The sequence below is a fragment of the Bradyrhizobium sp. SPXBL-04 genome (assembly GCF_051853035.1).
In the GTDB taxonomy this organism is placed as follows: Bacteria; Pseudomonadota; Alphaproteobacteria; order Rhizobiales; family Xanthobacteraceae; genus Bradyrhizobium; species Bradyrhizobium zhanjiangense.
Map to the genome: position 1 here is coordinate 7,702,013 of NZ_CP182472.1, position 15,046 is coordinate 7,717,058.

At 63.8% G+C, this 15,046-nt stretch carries 16 protein-coding genes; 3 read left to right on the forward strand and 13 right to left on the reverse strand.

The window, feature by feature from the left end; all coding sequences use genetic code 11:
- Positions 1-8 precede the first annotated feature (8 nt).
- A complete protein-coding gene (gene aqpZ / locus ACNJX8_RS36725; RefSeq protein ID WP_439358659.1) occupies positions 9-731 on the reverse strand; it encodes an aquaporin Z in 723 nt (240 codons plus the stop codon).
- A gap of 262 nt (positions 732-993) precedes the next feature.
- On the opposite strand from aqpZ, the gene rpsU reads away from it, so the two are divergent.
- Positions 994-1,290 carry a 30S ribosomal protein S21 gene (gene rpsU, locus ACNJX8_RS36730; RefSeq protein ID WP_008546194.1) on the forward strand — a complete coding sequence of 99 codons (297 nt, stop codon included), beginning with the start codon at positions 994-996 and terminating at the stop codon, positions 1,288-1,290.
- 229 nt (positions 1,291-1,519) lie between these two features.
- A complete protein-coding gene (locus ACNJX8_RS36735) occupies positions 1,520-2,170 on the forward strand; it encodes a tetratricopeptide repeat protein (protein WP_249758149.1) in 651 nt (216 codons plus the stop codon).
- Positions 2,171-2,191: 21 nt separating this feature from the next.
- On the opposite strand, the gene ACNJX8_RS36740 is transcribed toward ACNJX8_RS36735, so the two are convergent.
- From ACNJX8_RS36740 to ACNJX8_RS36795, 12 genes are all read right to left on the reverse strand, one after another.
- Positions 2,192-3,154, reverse strand: a complete 963-nt coding sequence (locus ACNJX8_RS36740) for a hypothetical protein (RefSeq protein WP_439358660.1) — start codon at positions 3,152-3,154, stop codon at positions 2,192-2,194.
- A gap of 93 nt (positions 3,155-3,247) precedes the next feature.
- A complete protein-coding gene (locus tag ACNJX8_RS36745; protein WP_014492439.1) occupies positions 3,248-3,532 on the reverse strand; it encodes a cupin domain-containing protein in 285 nt (94 codons plus the stop codon).
- 22 nt (positions 3,533-3,554) lie between these two features.
- Entirely contained in the window at positions 3,555-4,652 is a 1,098-nt protein-coding gene (locus ACNJX8_RS36750) for a calcium:proton antiporter (protein ID WP_128936489.1), read from the reverse strand.
- A gap of 49 nt (positions 4,653-4,701) precedes the next feature.
- The gene (locus tag ACNJX8_RS36755) at positions 4,702-6,180 is read right to left on the reverse strand and encodes a sodium:proton antiporter (RefSeq protein ID WP_439358661.1); all 1,479 of its coding nucleotides are present in this window, start codon (positions 6,178-6,180) and stop codon (positions 4,702-4,704) included.
- On the reverse strand, positions 6,134-6,928 hold the full coding sequence (locus ACNJX8_RS36760) for an alpha/beta hydrolase (protein ID WP_439358662.1): 795 nt from the start codon (positions 6,926-6,928) through the stop codon (positions 6,134-6,136). The genes ACNJX8_RS36755 and ACNJX8_RS36760 overlap by 47 nt, the downstream gene beginning before the upstream one ends.
- Before the next feature lie 211 nt (positions 6,929-7,139).
- Complete coding sequence (locus tag ACNJX8_RS36765) at positions 7,140-8,537, reverse strand: NAD(P)(+) transhydrogenase (Re/Si-specific) subunit beta (protein WP_128936492.1); 1,398 nt, start codon at positions 8,535-8,537, stop codon at positions 7,140-7,142.
- 39 nt (positions 8,538-8,576) lie between these two features.
- Positions 8,577-8,894 carry a proton-translocating transhydrogenase family protein gene (locus ACNJX8_RS36770; RefSeq protein ID WP_439358663.1) on the reverse strand — a complete coding sequence of 106 codons (318 nt, stop codon included), beginning with the start codon at positions 8,892-8,894 and terminating at the stop codon, positions 8,577-8,579.
- Between the two features lie 11 nt (positions 8,895-8,905).
- Complete coding sequence (locus tag ACNJX8_RS36775; protein ID WP_128936493.1) at positions 8,906-10,033, reverse strand: Re/Si-specific NAD(P)(+) transhydrogenase subunit alpha; 1,128 nt, start codon at positions 10,031-10,033, stop codon at positions 8,906-8,908.
- 140 nt (positions 10,034-10,173) lie between these two features.
- Complete coding sequence (locus ACNJX8_RS36780) at positions 10,174-10,326, reverse strand: aa3-type cytochrome c oxidase subunit IV (RefSeq protein ID WP_008136857.1); 153 nt, start codon at positions 10,324-10,326, stop codon at positions 10,174-10,176.
- Between the two features lie 97 nt (positions 10,327-10,423).
- Complete coding sequence (locus tag ACNJX8_RS36785) at positions 10,424-10,819, reverse strand: type II toxin-antitoxin system death-on-curing family toxin (RefSeq protein WP_206734363.1); 396 nt, start codon at positions 10,817-10,819, stop codon at positions 10,424-10,426.
- 9 nt (positions 10,820-10,828) lie between these two features.
- On the reverse strand, positions 10,829-11,053 hold the full coding sequence (locus ACNJX8_RS36790; protein WP_128936495.1) for an AbrB/MazE/SpoVT family DNA-binding domain-containing protein: 225 nt from the start codon (positions 11,051-11,053) through the stop codon (positions 10,829-10,831).
- A 109-nt stretch (positions 11,054-11,162) separates the two neighbouring features.
- On the reverse strand, positions 11,163-13,130 hold the full coding sequence (locus tag ACNJX8_RS36795) for a M3 family oligoendopeptidase (RefSeq protein ID WP_439358664.1): 1,968 nt from the start codon (positions 13,128-13,130) through the stop codon (positions 11,163-11,165).
- Between the two features lie 127 nt (positions 13,131-13,257).
- Between ACNJX8_RS36795 and ACNJX8_RS36800 the strand changes: the two genes are divergently transcribed.
- Complete coding sequence (locus ACNJX8_RS36800) at positions 13,258-14,754, forward strand: sigma-54-dependent transcriptional regulator (RefSeq protein ID WP_439358665.1); 1,497 nt, start codon at positions 13,258-13,260, stop codon at positions 14,752-14,754.
- The last annotated feature ends 292 nt before the right edge of the window (positions 14,755-15,046 follow it).

A 15,046-nucleotide genomic window follows, 5' to 3' on the forward strand; every position in this document is an offset into this window, starting at 1 on the left:
TCTAGCGATTACGCGGTCTTCACGCCTGCGACGATGCCTGTGGGCTCCTCGCTGAGCCAGCGGTAGATCACCCCGCCCAGCGCGCCGCCGATCAATGGCGCGACCCAGAACAGCCAGAGCTGCGACAGCGCCCAGCCGCCGACGAACAGCGCGGGACCGGTGCTGCGCGCCGGGTTCACCGAGGTGTTGGTGACGGGGATGCTGACGAGATGGATCATCACCAGCGCGAGCCCGATCGCGAGCGGCGCGAAGCCCGCGGGCGCACGGCCATGGGTGGCGCCCATGATGATGAACAGGAACATCATGGTCATCACGACCTCGGTGAGGAAGCACACGATCATGCTGTACTGGCCGGGCGAATGCGTGTCATAGCCGTTGGACGCGAAGCCCTTGGTGACGTCAAATCCGGGCGCCCCGCTCGCGATGATATAGAGCAGCCACGCGGCAACGATCGCGCCCGCCACCTGGGCGATCACATAGGGCAGGATCTGGCCGGCCGGAAAGCGCCCGCCGGCGGCAAGGCCGACCGTGACGGCCGGATTGAGATGGCAACCCGAGATGTGGCCGATCGCATAGGCCATGGTGACGACGCTCAACCCGAACGCCAGGGACACACCGACGAGACCGATGCCGACCTGGGGAAAGCCGGCGGCAATGACCGCGCTGCCGCAGCCTGCGAATGTGAGCCAGAAGGTGCCGATGGCTTCGGCGGCGTATTTTTTTATATCCATGTGTGGACCCCTGATTTTCAAGATTCCGGAACAAAGCTCCGGAAACGGCCCCGTCATTGGCACCGAATCGCCCAAATCGGGGCCGCACAGAGGTATTTTCGCCGCATTTAATGGCCGAACTTGGCCCAAAATCCCCCTTGGCCGGTGGACATCTGCAGTTTTGTCTGATACATCCGCGCGCTCAAGGTTAAGGGCTTGCGCGTTTCGCCATCCCCTTTGACTTATCAGAATTCAAATCCGATCCACCTGAAGAGGATGCCGCGTGCAGGTTCTCGTTCGCGATAACAATGTCGATCAAGCCCTCAAGGCGCTGAAGAAGAAGATGCAGCGCGAGGGAATTTTCCGCGAGATGAAGCTCCGCGGCCATTACGAGAAGCCCTCCGAGAAGAAGGCCCGCGAAAAGGCCGAAGCCGTGCGCCGCGCGCGCAAGCTGGCCCGCAAGAAGCTACAGCGCGAAGGCCTGCTGCCGATGAAGCCGAAGCCGGTGTTCGGCGCGGGTCCCGGCGGTGATCGCGGTGGTCGTGGCGGCCCCGGTGCGGGTCCGCGCGGACCGCGCTGATCTACCGGATCTTGCAAGACTTCAGTTTTCGATAACGCGGGCCCCTGGCCCGCGTTATTGTTTTGTGAGCGGTGCCTTCTTCTGGGACGCGGGCACTACCGATGCGGCGCTAAAGCGCGATGAGATTGGATTGAAAGCCATCGCGCTTTGGTTTGATGTTTGAGCATGATTCTTTCGGAAAACCGCTGCACACTTTTCCGGATCATGCTCTAGCGCGAGCGAACCGTAGATGGCCTCCCCTTTCCCCGAGCGCAGCTTGGCGCGGCTGCGCCAGATCTGGCAACAGCCGTTCGTGCTGGCTTTGATGGGGATAGCGCTGTGCAGTTGCTCCTTCGATCTGGGATCGCTGATGCCGGAGAAGGAGAAGCCTCAGGAGGCGCCGAAGGCGACCGCGGCCACCGAAAGCGCGGTCAGCGCCGTCAATGTCAGCGAAGCCCAGGCCCACACGGCAAAGGCCCAATCCCTGGCGAAGTCAGGCGAGACCGCAGTTGCGCTCGACGAGTTCAATCGTGCGGTCGGGCTCGATCCCTACAATGCGCAGGCGCTCTATGGCCGTGCCTTGATCTATCAGGGCAATAACCAGCACGATTTCGCCATCGCCGATTTCAGCGCTGCGAGCGGGCTCAACCCGCAGAAGGTCGAACCGCTGCTCGGCCGCGCCACCAGCTATCTCGCGCTCGGCAAGGTCAAGGAGGCCGCAGCCGATCTGGACGAGGCCTCCGAGGCCGATCCGCACAACGCCCAGGTCTGGACCACCCGCGGACAGGCCTATGAGCGGCTGGGCGACAGGGCCAAGGCAGCGGCGTCCTACACCAAGGCGGTCTCGCTTCGCCCACGCGACGATGCCGCCCGCAGCGGCCTCGCCCGCGTCGGCGGCTGACAGCGCGGCTCAGATGGCGTCCTAATCGGGGGTGGCGGGCTTCGGCAGAACGGCGTGGAACATCGACTTCATGCCGGACAGCATTTCATCGGCGACATTGGTTTTCGGCCGCTGCATGGTCGTGGTCGCGCCGGCGTCGGCACGCAGATCGAGCGGGGGTGCGATCACCGGCACGGGAATATCAGCCGGCGGCGTCACCCGATTCGGGTCGTCATTGCCGACCGAGGCCGTATAGGGCGGGTTGACCGGCGATGAGCCGCCATTGCCATAGGCCTCGGATGACGGCGTCGACACCGTGATCGGCGGCGGCAGCGGACGCACCGGGGACGGCTCCGCGGTGATCACACGCGGGGCCTCCGGGATGCGGGCGGCTTCTCGCACAGCAGGCTCCGCCGGCCTTTCAGCGGGCTTGGTTTCGGAAGATTTGGTCTCGGCCGATTTGGCCTCAGCGGCCTTGCCCTCAGGTGATTTGCGCAGACGCTCAATCGCGGCGCGCACGAGGTCATTGGCGTCGGGGGTCGCGGCCGGCGAAACTGCCGCCGGGGCCGAATTGGCCTCCACCACCGGGGCGGTGGCGGGAGCCGCGGCAGCCGGGGCGGTGGCCGCAGGGGCGGACTTGGCGACCGCCTTCTCGCGTGCGGGGGTGCGGCCGCGCGGGCCGGTCTCGGCGGGAACCACGTCTGCGGCCTTGGTCTCGGCAGCCGGCTGATGATCGGCAGGCTTCTCGGCCGCCGCCTTGTCCGTCACGTTCTTCTCGGAAACGCTCTTCTCGGAGACACCCTTGGCCTTGACGCCGGGTGCGGGAAGGTTGGCAGTGTCCGCCGGCTTGCCCTCACTGCCAGTCTTCGCAGGCGCGACCACGGTCGCAGGAGCATCAGGCGCGGGCTTGGCATTGATGTAGTGATTAACGATGTAAGCCCCGATGATCGTCGCGAGCACCGAGGGGAAGATATCCATCGAGATTTTAGCGAGGTATTTCAGCATTTCTCGGCCACTCCCCGCGCGATCTGATGCGGGAACTTTGGGGCATTGTGAGGGATCAACTGCGACGGATCGATGGCAAACAGTAACGCCAACTTACGGTTTTAGCTCGATTTCAAGGAACACGATCTCGGTTGAGGTTTCGTTAAGTACGTCATGCTGGACGCCGGCCTTGCGGAAATAGGATTTGCCGGCCGCAAGCTGCGCCTTGGACCTCTCGCCGCCGGGCGCCACGATGGTCATTTCCCCCGCCACCACGGGAACAATCACATAATCCATGCCGTGGGTGTGATGCCCGGTGGCACTTCCCGGCGCAAGCCGCCACTCGGTCACACGAACCTGCTCGTTGTCGACCTGAACCTCGGACTTGGCGGCAAGCATCGGGAACTCTCCTTATCGCGCCTCAGGGCACGAAGACCATGAACACGTAGACGGCAAATACCACCATATGGACCAGTCCGAACAGGACGTTGGTCCTGCCCGTGCCGAAGGTCAGCATGCTCAGGAAGAAGGTCAGGAGCAAAAGCACGCTGCCCTGGGCGTTGAGGCCGAGCTCGAGCTCCTTGTCGAGCGCGTAGGTGGCAACGCCGACGGCCGGGATGGTCAGCCCGATGGTGGCCAGCGACGACCCGAGCGCAAGGTTGATGCTCTTCTGGAGGTCGTTCCTGCGGGCCGCCGAAACGGCCGCGACGCCTTCCGGCATCAGGATCAGGAGGGCGACCAGAAGTCCGGTAAAGGCCGGCGGCGCACCGATCTTGGCCGCGACGGCGTCGACCACCAGCGAAAACTTCTTGGCGAGCAGCACGACCGCCAGTAGCGCAATCAGCAGCAGCACGACGCTGAGCACCAACATCCGGCCCGATAGAAGCGCTCCACCGCTGCCGCCGTCCGCTCGCTCGTGAACGAAGTAATCCTTGTGCAGGACGGTCTGGGTGTAGAGAAACACCCCGTACAGCGCGAGCGTGACCACGTCGACGAAGCCGAGCTGAACCGCCGAATAGACCGGCCCGGGCGTGGTGGTGGTGTAGTTCGGCAGGATCAGCGTGATGGTCGCGAGGGCGAACAGTACGCTGAGATAGACGTTGGCCCCGGAGAGCTGAAAGCCCTGCTCGCGATAGCGCAGGCCGCCGATGAAGATGCAGAGCCCGACGAGGCCGTTGCAGACGATCATGACCACGGCGAACACGGTGTCGCGCGCCAGTTCCGGCGCGGGCTTGTCGCCCAGCATGATCGTGGTGATCAGAGCCACCTCGATGATGGTCACCGAGAGCGTCAGCACCAGCGTGCCATAGGGTTCGCCGACCCGCTCCGCGATCACCTCGGCATGATGAACCGCAGCGAATACCGTGCCGAACAGGATGACCAGAAGGACGATGGCGAAGACGAGCCCGGCCAGCGATAGCGTGAACACGTAGTCCGTTGCGCTGACGGCAGCGAACAACAGCACGGCCAGCGCCGGGAAGATCCAGGCCGACCGGGGCATCGGACTATGCGCGCTCATCCACTACTTCCATTTGCTTGAATGAGCAGTAGCAAATCAGGCGCGAGATTCAATGCCAGTGCAGCATCGGCGCGACCGGCAGCAGTGTCAGCAGCAGGAACAGCGGGATCAGCACGGCGCCGGCGCGCAAGAGATAGCCGAAAAAGCTCGGCATCTCGACGCCGTTCTCGCTGGCGATGCTGCTCACCATGAAGTTCGGCGCGTTGCCGATATAGGTGAGCGCGCCCATGTAGACCGCGCCCATGGAGATCGAGGCGAGCGTGCCCGAGAGCTCATGCATCAGCGCTTGCGGGTCGCCACCGGCGAGTTCAAAGAACAACAGATAGGTCGGCGCATTGTCGAGGAACGCGGACATCAGGCCGGTGAACCAGAAATAGGCGACATCGCGCGGCACACCGTCCGGCGCCGTCACAGCCGACAACAGCCAGGCGAAGGCGCCGTGATGTCCGGCATTGAGCATGGCAATGACCGGGATGATCGCGACAAAGATCCCCGCGAACAGTTTCGCGACCTCGCGGATCGGCTCCCAGGTGAAGCCGTTGGCCAGCCTGTGCTCGTCCGGCGTCAGCCACACCGACAGCGCCGCAATGGCCAGCAGCACCGAATTGCGGACGACGTCCTCCAGGTCCAGCTTGGTGCCGAGAATGTCGAACGCCACGCCGGGCTTCCACATCGCCGACGCCAGCAGGCTCAGGACGATGGCCGCGATCAGCACCAAATTGACGAGACCGCGGATGCGCGGCGGCTCCCCGCGGCCGGCTTCGCCGAGCGGCGGCTCGCTGCGAAAGCGCCAGATATCAATGACGACGAAGATCGCGAGCAGCAGTCCGGCGACGATTGTGGTCTGCAACCAGATGGTCCGCGTGGTCCAGAAGAAGTCGATGCCGTGCAGGAAACCGACGAAGAGCGGGGGATCGCCAAGTGGACTCAGCGCGCCGCCGACATTGGCGACCAGGATGATGAAGAAGATGATGACATGGGCGTTGTGACGCCGCGGACGGTTGGCGCGGATCAAGGGGCGGATCAGGATCATCGCGGCCCCCGTGGTGCCGACAATGCTCGCACCCAATGTGCCGAGCGCGAGGATGCCGACATTGGTCGCTGGCGTCGCCTTGATGTCGCCGGTGATGAGGATCCCGCCGGCCACGACATAGAGCGAGAACAGCAGCACGATGAAGCCGAGATATTCGGCGAGCATGGCATGGACGAGCGCCGCCAGCGTTGCCATGCTGCCGGCAAACAGGACAAGCGCGGCGAGTGCCAGCAGCGACCAAGCTGCGGCTATCTTGCCGTAGTGATGATGCCAGAATTTTGGAAACAGCAGCGGCCCCAATGCGATCGATAGCAACAGACCGGCAAATGGCAGCGCATAGGGCCAGCGCATCGCCGCACCATCGAGCCCGGTCGCGGCCCATGCGTGTTGCGGCGACAGCGTGAGGATCGCGGCGAAGGCCAGGCTCCAGGGCCACGTGACGAGCCGTTTAGGATTCAATGAAGCGCCTTGCCGTTTCGATCGCACCGAAAGCATCGAGATTGTCGTGTCCGCCGCCCGCGAAGCGAACGAACTGCTTCGGTTCATGTGCGAGCGCGAACAGACGCTCTCCGAACACGATCGAAATGGCAAGGTCATTGGTGCCATGCATCACCAGGAGCGGCACCGTGACGCGCGTGATGCGCTGGTCCGAATGGAACGGATCGCGCATCAGCAGGCGCACCGGAACGAACCAGAACGACGACGCTGCAACGTCGACCGTCGACGTATAGGGGGCTTCCAGGATGAGTTTCCCGACATGATGCTCCGAGGCGAGCGCAACCGCCGCGCCCGTCCCGAGCGAAAAGCCCCAGGCGATGATTCGTTCCGCCGCGTAGCGCGCGATCGTGAAGGCGTAGGCGGTTGCGGCATCGCGCAGCAGGCCCTCTTCGCTCGGCGCACCGCTCGAGCCGGCGTAGCCGCGATAGGACAGCGCGACGAGGCCGGTGCCGTCGGAGGTCATCGCCCTGAAACGGCTGACGCGGCCGGCGAGAAAATCGCCATTGCCAGGAAAATACAGGATCACGGGACGGCCAGGCTTCGCCGGCACGTGCCAGAGGATGACCTTCTCACCGTCGGACGTGGTCAGAATGTGCTCTTCCGCCTCGGGAAGGCCCGCGGCATCGGGGGCGGTGCGACCGACGGGCGGGATCGGAAACAGCATCTCGCGCTGCCGGACATACAGCACGAGAAGACCGGCGCAATAGACGGTCACGAGTAGGATGGCGATCCACTTGATGGTCATGATGCGCGGCCGGCCTTTCGGCTCAGGGCTTGCGACGGCTCCGCAGCAATTTCATGACATCGGGCCGGAGGCTCGCCGGGACAGCGCGGCGGCCGCACGCCGCCTTGTGGGCGGCGTGCCAGGCGACGCGCTGCGCGCGCGTCGCTTTGGGCGGCATGCGATGGGACCGGTGCCATTCCTTGTTGATGGCCACGGTCCGTTTACTTCCGCGCTACATCGCCTTGACGATGTTCTCGGTGACCTTCTTGGCGTCGCCGAGCAGCATCATGGTGTTGTCGCGATAGAACAGCGGATTGTCGATGCCGGCATAGCCGGAGGCGAGCGAGCGCTTGATGAACATCACGGTGCCGGCCTTCCAGACCTGGAGCACGGGCATGCCGTAGATCGGCGAGGTCTTGTCCTCTTCGGCGGCTGGGTTGGTGACGTCGTTGGCGCCGATCACGAAGGCGATGTCGGCCTGCGCGAATTCGGAGTTGATGTCCTCCAGCTCGAACACCTCGTCATAGGGCACGTTGGCTTCGGCGAGCAGCACGTTCATGTGGCCGGGCATGCGGCCGGCGACCGGGTGAATGGCGTATTTCACCTCGACGCCTTCCTTCTTCAGCATGTCCGCCATCTCGCGCAGCGCGTGCTGGGCCTGCGCCACCGCCATGCCGTATCCGGGCACGATGATGACCTTGGAGGCGTTCTTCATGATGAAGGCAGCATCGTCGGCCGAGCCGAGCTTGGCGGGCTTCTGCTCGCCTGTAGCCCCGCCGGCGGCGGCGGTCTCGCCGCCGAAGCCGCCGAGGATGACCGAGATGAAGGACCGGTTCATCGCGTGGCACATGATGTAGGACAGGATCGCGCCCGAGGAGCCGACCAGAGCGCCGGTGATGATCAGCGCGGAATTGCCGAGCGTGAAGCCGATGCCAGCGGCGGCCCAGCCGGAGTAGGAGTTCAGCATCGAGATCACGACCGGCATGTCGGCGCCGCCGATCGGGATGATCATGAGCACGCCGAGCAGGAGTGCCAGGATCACGTTGAGCCAGAAGAACACCGGGCTGCCGGTCATCACCAGGCCAACGATGCAGACGACCAGTGCAATCGCGAGCGCGATGTTGATGAGGTGCCGCGCCGGCAGGATGATCGGGGCGCCGCTCATGCGCGCCGAGAGCTTCAGGAACGCGATCACCGACCCGGTGAAGGTCAGGGCGCCGATCGCGACACCGAGCGACATTTCGACCAGGCTCTGGGTGTGGATGTTACCGGGCGTGCCGATGTCGAAGGCTTCGGGCGCGTAGAACGCGCCGGCAGCGACCAGCACCGCGGCCATGCCGACCAGCGAGTGGAAGGCGGCAACCAGTTCCGGCATCGAGGTCATGGGCACGCGGCGGGCGATCACCGCGCCGATGCCGCCGCCGATCGCGACCGCGAGGATCACGAGCACCCAGGCCACACCGTCGGCTGGCGGATGGCTCGCGAGCGTGGTGCCGACCGCGATCGCCATGCCGATCATGCCGAACAGATTGCCCTGGCGCGACGATGCCGGGCTCGACAGCCCGCGCAGCGACAGGATGAACAGCACCCCCGCCACGAGATACAAGAATGCAGAGAGATTGGCGCTCATCTCAGGTCCCCATTAATCCCTTCAGCCCGAGGTGGCCGCTTACTTCGACTTCTTCTTGTACATCGCCAGCATGCGCTGGGTGACAAGGAAGCCGCCAAAAATGTTCACGCAGGCGAAGCTGAGCGCGACGAAGCCGAAGCCGCGCGCCCAGCCCGAGCCGCTCGAAACCATGCCGACGCCGACCGCGAGCAGCGCTCCGACCACGATCACCGAGGAGATCGCGTTGGTCACGCTCATCAGCGGCGTGTGCAGCGCCGGCGTCACCGACCACACCACGAAATAGCCGACGAAGACCGCGAGAACGAAGATCGACAGCCGGAAGATGAAGGGGTCGACGACCTGTGCAACATGCTCCATGGCGACTCTCCTTAAACCTTCGGCTGGAAGTTCGGGTGGATCACGGCGCCGTCTTTCGTGAGCGCAGTGGCCTTGACGAGTTCGTCGTCCCAGTTGACGGCGAGCTTCTTCTCTTTCTTGTCGACCATGGTCTCGATGAAGGAGAACAGATTGCGTGCGTAGAGGCTGGAGGCCGAGGCCGCGACGCGCCCGGCGACGTTGGTGTAGCCGACGATCTTGATGCCATCGAGGTCGACGACCTCGCCGGCCTTGGCGCCCTCGACATTGCCGCCGCGCTCGACGGCGAGATCGACCAGCACCGAGCCCGGCTTCATCGACTTGACCATGTCAGCGCTGACGAGCTTCGGCGCCGGCCGCCCCGGGATCAGCGCGGTCGTGATCACGATGTCCTGCTTCTTGATGTGCTCGGCGGTGAGCGCGGCCTGCTTGGCCTGATATTCCTTGGACATCTCCTTGGCGTAGCCGCCGGCCGTCTGGGCGTTCTTGAACTCCTCGTCCTCGACGGCAAGGAATTTCGCACCGAGCGACTCGACCTGCTCCTTGGTGGCGGGCCGCACGTCGGTCGCGGTCACGACGGCGCCGAGACGGCGCGCGGTCGCGATCGCCTGAAGGCCGGCGACGCCGACGCCCATCACGAACACCTTCGCGGCAGGCACGGTGCCGGCCGCCGTCATCATCATCGGGAAGGCGCGGCCGAAGGCCTCGGCGCCCTCGATCACGGCGCGATAGCCGGCAAGATTGGCTTGCGAGGACAGCACGTCCATCACCTGCGCGCGCGTGATGCGCGGCATCAATTCCATCGCGAAGGCGGAGACGCCGGCATCGGCCATCGTCTTCAGCGAGGCCTCATTGCCGTAGGGATCCATGATGGCAATGACGAGCGCGCCGCGCTTGTATTGTGAAAGCTCCGACGCCTCGGGACGCTTCACCTTGATGATGATATCGGCGTCCTTGAGCGCGTCAGCGCTGACTGTGGCGCCCACGGCGGTGAATTCGGAATCCGGCAGGCCTGACTTGATGCCGGCGCCCGGCTCGACGGCGATCTCGGCACCGAGCGCCTTAAACTTCTTCACCGTATCAGGCGAAGCGGCGACCCGCGGCTCGAGCGGATCGATTTCCTTGGCAACGGCGATCTTCATAGGTCCTCCGGCGGCGCGGGACAGCGCACGCGCAAACTAAGCGTAACTCCCGCAGCGTTCGATACCGGTTCTGGGACCGGCTTGTATGCAAGTATTCTGGGCAGCTGCTGCCGCTGGCGTGTGCAGCTACCGAAGACGGATCAGGTGAGGAAAATCGCCATCAGGATCACGATGAGCGCGACCGAGGCCGTGCCGTACTTCACCAGCTTGATGAAGCCCTCATAGGTCTGCTCGTGCGCAACGTAGTCGTTGCCGTCGGCGGTGGTGTACGCCACTTCGCTATGGTCAGCCATGGATTGTCCCCAGTCGAAAGTCGAATTCTTCGCTGGCAATACCGCAATAAACCGGACAGGGCAACGGCACGGACGCGCGGTTTTCCCGCAAATGGACTCATTTGGAATCCCAATGATCGCGGATCCAGCGGGCAAGGCTCTGCTCGCTGACTTCGCCTGCGGCGAGTGAGCCAATGATGATGGCAGCTTCCGCGGGATCAGGACTGAAGTCCGCGCTATTCTTGCGGAGGAACGCCATCATCGTCAGGAAAGCGATGCGCTCGTTTCCATCGACGAATCCAACATTTTTCGCGAGGCCGAATGCATAGGCTGCAGCGAGTTCGTCCAGCGGCGCCTGCTCGGAGCTCCATTTGTCGAGCGGCCGCTCCAGCGCCGAGTGCAGCATGTCTTCGTCGCGTATTCCCGGCGCGCCGCCAAAGCGGCGAAGCTGTCGATTGTGAATGGCGACAGCCTGCGCGTAGCCAATCCAAAGCGGTTCCTGAAGCTCGTTCATGCGAGCCGACTACCTTGCTAGCGCTGCTATCGTGTCGCGATATTTGTCCATGATCCCGTCGGCGATTTCCATCGTCCGCGCGAAGTCGGGATCGTAGGGCAGCGCCTGGAAGCCGCCACCGGGTAGTTCCACGATGTGCAGTTGCTGGCCGCGCTTGAGGTCGAGGCGCTGCATCAGTTCGCGCGGAAGCAACAAACCATCCGAATTTCCGATCTTCTTGATCTCGATCTTCATGGCCGAACCGTCGCTGAGGCTGTGTTATACAGATGTACAACACAGCCTCAGCGACAGTTCAACAGATGTTTTACGCTTTCCCTGCCTACAAATGAGGCAGGCTCGCGCCTCAGCCCATCGCCTCCAGCTCGTCGATCATCCCGGCGATGACGCTGAGCCCGCCATCCCAGAACTTCGGGTCCTTGGCATCGAGCCCGAACGGCCGCAGCAGCTCGGAATAGTGCTTGGTGCCGCCCGCGGCGAGCATGTCGAGATAGCGCTCGGCAAAGCCCTCGGCCGCATGCTCGTAGACCGCATAAAGCGAGTTCACGAGACAATCGCCGAACGCATAGGCGTAGACGTAGAACGGCGAATGGATGAAGTGCGGGATGTACATCCAGTAGTTCTCGTAGCCCGCCTTGATCTCGATCGCGGGCCCCAGGCTCTCGCCCTGCACCGACAGCCAGATCTCGCCGAGTCGCATCGCGGTGAGCTCGCCGTTCTTGCGCTCGGTGTGGACCGCGCGTTCAAACGAATAGAACGCGATCTGCCGCACCACGGTATTGATCATGTCCTCGACCTTGCCGGCGAGCAGCGCCTGGCGCTGCTTTGCATTCTTGGTCTGGGCAAGGAGCCGCTTGAACGTGAGCATCTCGCCGAACACGCTCGCGGTCTCCGCCAGCGTCAGCGGCGTCGGCGCCATCAGCGCGCCGTTCTTCGCCGCCAGCACCTGATGCACGCCATGGCCGAGCTCATGCGCCAGCGTCATCACGTCGCGCGGCTTGCCCTGGTAGTTCATCAGCACGTAAGGGTGCGCCGACGGCGTGGTCGGATGCGAGAACGCGCCGGGCACCTTGCCCGGACGCACCGGCGCGTCGATCCAGCGGTCGGTGAAGAAGCGCTCCGCGATGTCGGCCATCTTAGGCGAGAAGCCGCGATAGGCCGTCAGCACCATGTTCCGCGCATCGGGCCAGCCAATGACGTCGGTCGCGGCAAAGGGCAGCGGCGCGTTGCGGTCCCAATAAGCGAGCCGCTTCTTGCCGAACCACTTCGCCTTCAGCGCGTAATAGCGATGCGACAGCTTCGGATAGGCCGCGTGCACGGAAGCAACCAGCGCATCCACCACCTCGCGCTCGACGCGGTTGTTGAGGTGGCGGGAATCCGCGACGTCCTTGAAACCGCGCCAGCGGTCGGAGATGTCCTTGTCCTTGGCGAGCGTGTTGGTGATCAGCGCAAAGGTGCGCTCATTGGCCTTGAAGGTTTTGGCCAGAGCCTCCGCTGCGCTCTTCCGCTTGGCGCCGTCGCGGTCCTGTAGGAGATTCAGCGTCGGCTCGATCGCGAGCTCTTTGGCGCCGACCTTGAAGCGCAGGCCCGAGATGGTCTGGTCGAACAGCCTGTTGAAGGCGGAATAGCCGGTCTGCGCCTTCTCCAGGAAGAGCTGCTCGAGCTTGTCGTCGAGCTGGTACGGCTTCTCCTTGCGCAAATCCTCGATCCAGGGACGATAGTGCGCGAGCTCGGCGGCCTGCATCGCGCGGTTCAAAATATCGTCATCGATCCGGTTGAGCTCGAGCGCGAAGAACAGAAGATGCGTCGACGCCGCCGTCAGGCGCTCGGACACGTCGCCGTAAAACTTTGAAATCGCAGGGTCCACGCTGTCGCCGGCGTGGACCAGGCCGGCATAGGAGCCGAGTCGGCCAGCGAGATCGTCGATTGCCTCATAGCGTCGCACGGCTTCCGCGAGCCATTTTCCGCCATCTTCGTTTGCTGTCCCTGTCGCGAGCTTGCCCTTGTAGTCGGTCTCGAACGCGACGCAATCGGCATCCATCTTTTCGAGATCGCGCGCCACTTCCGGCGCATCGATCCCGGAATAGAGATCGGCCAGGTTCCACTCAGGAAGCTTGCCGGTCTTGCTTGCAGGCTTTGCGGATGAAGGCTTTGCGGGTGGGGATTTGGCGAGTGAAGGCTTGGCAGACGAAGGCCTGGAGGACTTTGCTTTGGCGGCGGATTTCCTGGTGCTCGGCTTGCGAGGAGCGGGCTTGCTGGAAGCGGCCTTCTTGAGAGCAGACTTTTTGAGAGCGGGCTTGGAGCGCGAATTCATTGTGTGGGAAACCTGTGTTCAACAGTCGCGACGGCGGGCGTGGGCATCAAGGTTTAAGAGTGCGTTAATCGGCTTCGGCCAGAGTGCCCCGATTCGAGACAGATAGTTGTAGCGTGCAGGGAACACCATGGCTGCCAGTATTTTGATCGCCGACGACGACGCTGTAGCCCGCCGGCTGGTCGAAAACATGGTGCAGAAATGCGGCTATGAGACGATCGTCGTGGAGTCCGGCGACGCTGCGATCGCCGCGCTCACCGCGCCCGACGCCCCGGCCATCGACGGCGTCATCCTCGATCTCGTGATGCCCGGCCTCGACGGCATGGGCGTGCTGGCGAAAATCCGCGAAGCCGGCCTCAGCATCCCCGTCATCGTGCAGACCGCGCATGGCGGCATCGACAACGTGATCTCGGCGATGCGTGCCGGCGCGGCCGATTTCGTCGTCAAGCCGGTCGGCCTCGAGCGGCTTCAGGTTTCGCTGCGCAACGCGCTCAACGCCTCCGCGCTCAAGGGCGAATTGCAGCGCATCCGTCACAGCCGCGAGGGCCGGCTGACCTTCTCCGACATCATCACCCGCTCCGACGCGATGGCGGGCGTGATGCGCGCCGCGCAGAAGGCGGCGAACTCCTCGATTCCCGTGCTGATCGAGGGCGAGTCCGGCGTCGGCAAGGAGATGTTCGCGCGCGCCATCCATGGCAGCGGCGAGCGCAAGGCAAAACCTTTTGTCGCGGTAAATTGCGGCGCGATTCCCGACAACCTCGTCGAGTCCATCCTGTTCGGCCACGAGAAAGGCGCCTTCACCGGCGCCACCGAGCGGCACATGGGCAAGTTCGTCGAGGCCCATGGCGGCACGCTGTTCCTGGACGAGGTCAGCGAGTTGCCGCTGACCGCGCAGGTCAAGCTCTTGCGTGCGCTCCAGGAAGGCGCGGTCGAGGCGGTCGGCGGCCGCAAGCCCGTCAAGGTCGACGTGCGCATCATCTCCGCGACCAACCGCAAGCTGCTGGAGCGGGTGAAACAGGGACACTTCCGGGAAGATCTGTTCTATCGCCTGCACGTGCTGCCGCTGACGATCCCGTCGCTACGCGCCCGGCGCGAGGACATTCCGCATCTGCTGCGGCATTTCCTGGCGCGCTTTGCCGCCGAGGAGAACCGCCCCATCACCGGCATCAGCGGCGAAGCGGTGGCGCACCTCGCCCAGCTCGACTGGCCCGGCAACATCCGCCAGCTCGAAAACGCGGTCTACCGCGCGGTGGTGATGAGCGACGGCGACCAGCTTGGCCTCGGCGATTTCCCCCTGCTCGCCTTGCAGCCGCATCCTGCAGCCGACATTCCGACTGCGCCACTGCTGCTCGAGCCGATCGCGGCGCCTTCCTTGGTATCAGGTAACGAAATACCGATCGCTCCCTTCCCGTCAGCGGCGACTCTCTCCATGCTGACCGCGAGCGGCGATGTCCGCCCGCTGGAGGACATGGAGAACGAAATCATCCGTTTCGCGATCTCGCATTATCGCGGGCAGATGTCCGAAGTCGCCCGCCGCCTCAAAATCGGTCGGTCCACGCTATACCGCAAACTCGACGAAGCAGGCGTGCCTGGCCATGGCGGGAAAAGCGATGAGGAGACGCACTGAGCCATATCTGAACAGCGGCTTGGCTGATGTTGCGACGAGGCCGCAAGCCCTTCGCATTTCGGCGAAATTTGGCGGCGACGTGAACCGTGACCTGGAAGTGACAGACACAGGGAAAATTGCGTGGGGCAAGCGCATAATCCGTTGCCAAAGAGGCTGCCTTGACGTCAGTTTGTCGTGAGTTGTCCCGGGTAGCGCTGGCCGCAAAAGCGGGGCCTGTATATCGTCTGCGTATGAATCGTTGCGTGCAGGCGTGCGACTTTCGAGAGGCCGGCGCGATTTAGCCGAAGTTTTA

Bases quoted from the DNA above. Each gene is read 5' to 3' on its own strand.
- ACNJX8_RS36785 (WP_206734363.1), bottom strand. From the start codon at position 10,819: ATGAACGAGCTTCAGGAACCGCTTTGGATTGGCTACGCGCAGGCTGTC.
- ACNJX8_RS36775 (WP_128936493.1), bottom strand. From the start codon at position 10,033: ATGAAGATCGCCGTTGCCAAGGAAATCGATCCGCTCGAGCCGCGGGTC.
- ACNJX8_RS36780 (WP_008136857.1), bottom strand. From the start codon at position 10,326: ATGGCTGACCATAGCGAAGTGGCGTACACCACCGCCGACGGCAACGAC.
- ACNJX8_RS36760 (WP_439358662.1), bottom strand. From the start codon at position 6,928: ATGACCATCAAGTGGATCGCCATCCTACTCGTGACCGTCTATTGCGCC.
- ACNJX8_RS36770 (WP_439358663.1), bottom strand. From the start codon at position 8,894: ATGGAGCATGTTGCACAGGTCGTCGACCCCTTCATCTTCCGGCTGTCG.
- ACNJX8_RS36765 (WP_128936492.1), bottom strand. From the start codon at position 8,537: ATGAGCGCCAATCTCTCTGCATTCTTGTATCTCGTGGCGGGGGTGCTG.
- ACNJX8_RS36790 (WP_128936495.1), bottom strand. From the start codon at position 11,053: ATGAAGATCGAGATCAAGAAGATCGGAAATTCGGATGGTTTGTTGCTT.
- ACNJX8_RS36795 (WP_439358664.1), bottom strand. From the start codon at position 13,130: ATGAATTCGCGCTCCAAGCCCGCTCTCAAAAAGTCTGCTCTCAAGAAG.
- ACNJX8_RS36755 (WP_439358661.1), bottom strand. From the start codon at position 6,180: ATGCTTTCGGTGCGATCGAAACGGCAAGGCGCTTCATTGAATCCTAAA.
- aqpZ (WP_439358659.1), bottom strand. From the start codon at position 731: ATGGATATAAAAAAATACGCCGCCGAAGCCATCGGCACCTTCTGGCTC.
- ACNJX8_RS36745 (WP_014492439.1), bottom strand. From the start codon at position 3,532: ATGCTTGCCGCCAAGTCCGAGGTTCAGGTCGACAACGAGCAGGTTCGT.
- ACNJX8_RS36800 (WP_439358665.1), top strand. From the start codon at position 13,258: ATGGCTGCCAGTATTTTGATCGCCGACGACGACGCTGTAGCCCGCCGG.
- ACNJX8_RS36735 (WP_249758149.1), top strand. From the start codon at position 1,520: ATGGCCTCCCCTTTCCCCGAGCGCAGCTTGGCGCGGCTGCGCCAGATC.
- ACNJX8_RS36740 (WP_439358660.1), bottom strand. From the start codon at position 3,154: ATGCTGAAATACCTCGCTAAAATCTCGATGGATATCTTCCCCTCGGTG.
- ACNJX8_RS36750 (WP_128936489.1), bottom strand. From the start codon at position 4,652: ATGAGCGCGCATAGTCCGATGCCCCGGTCGGCCTGGATCTTCCCGGCG.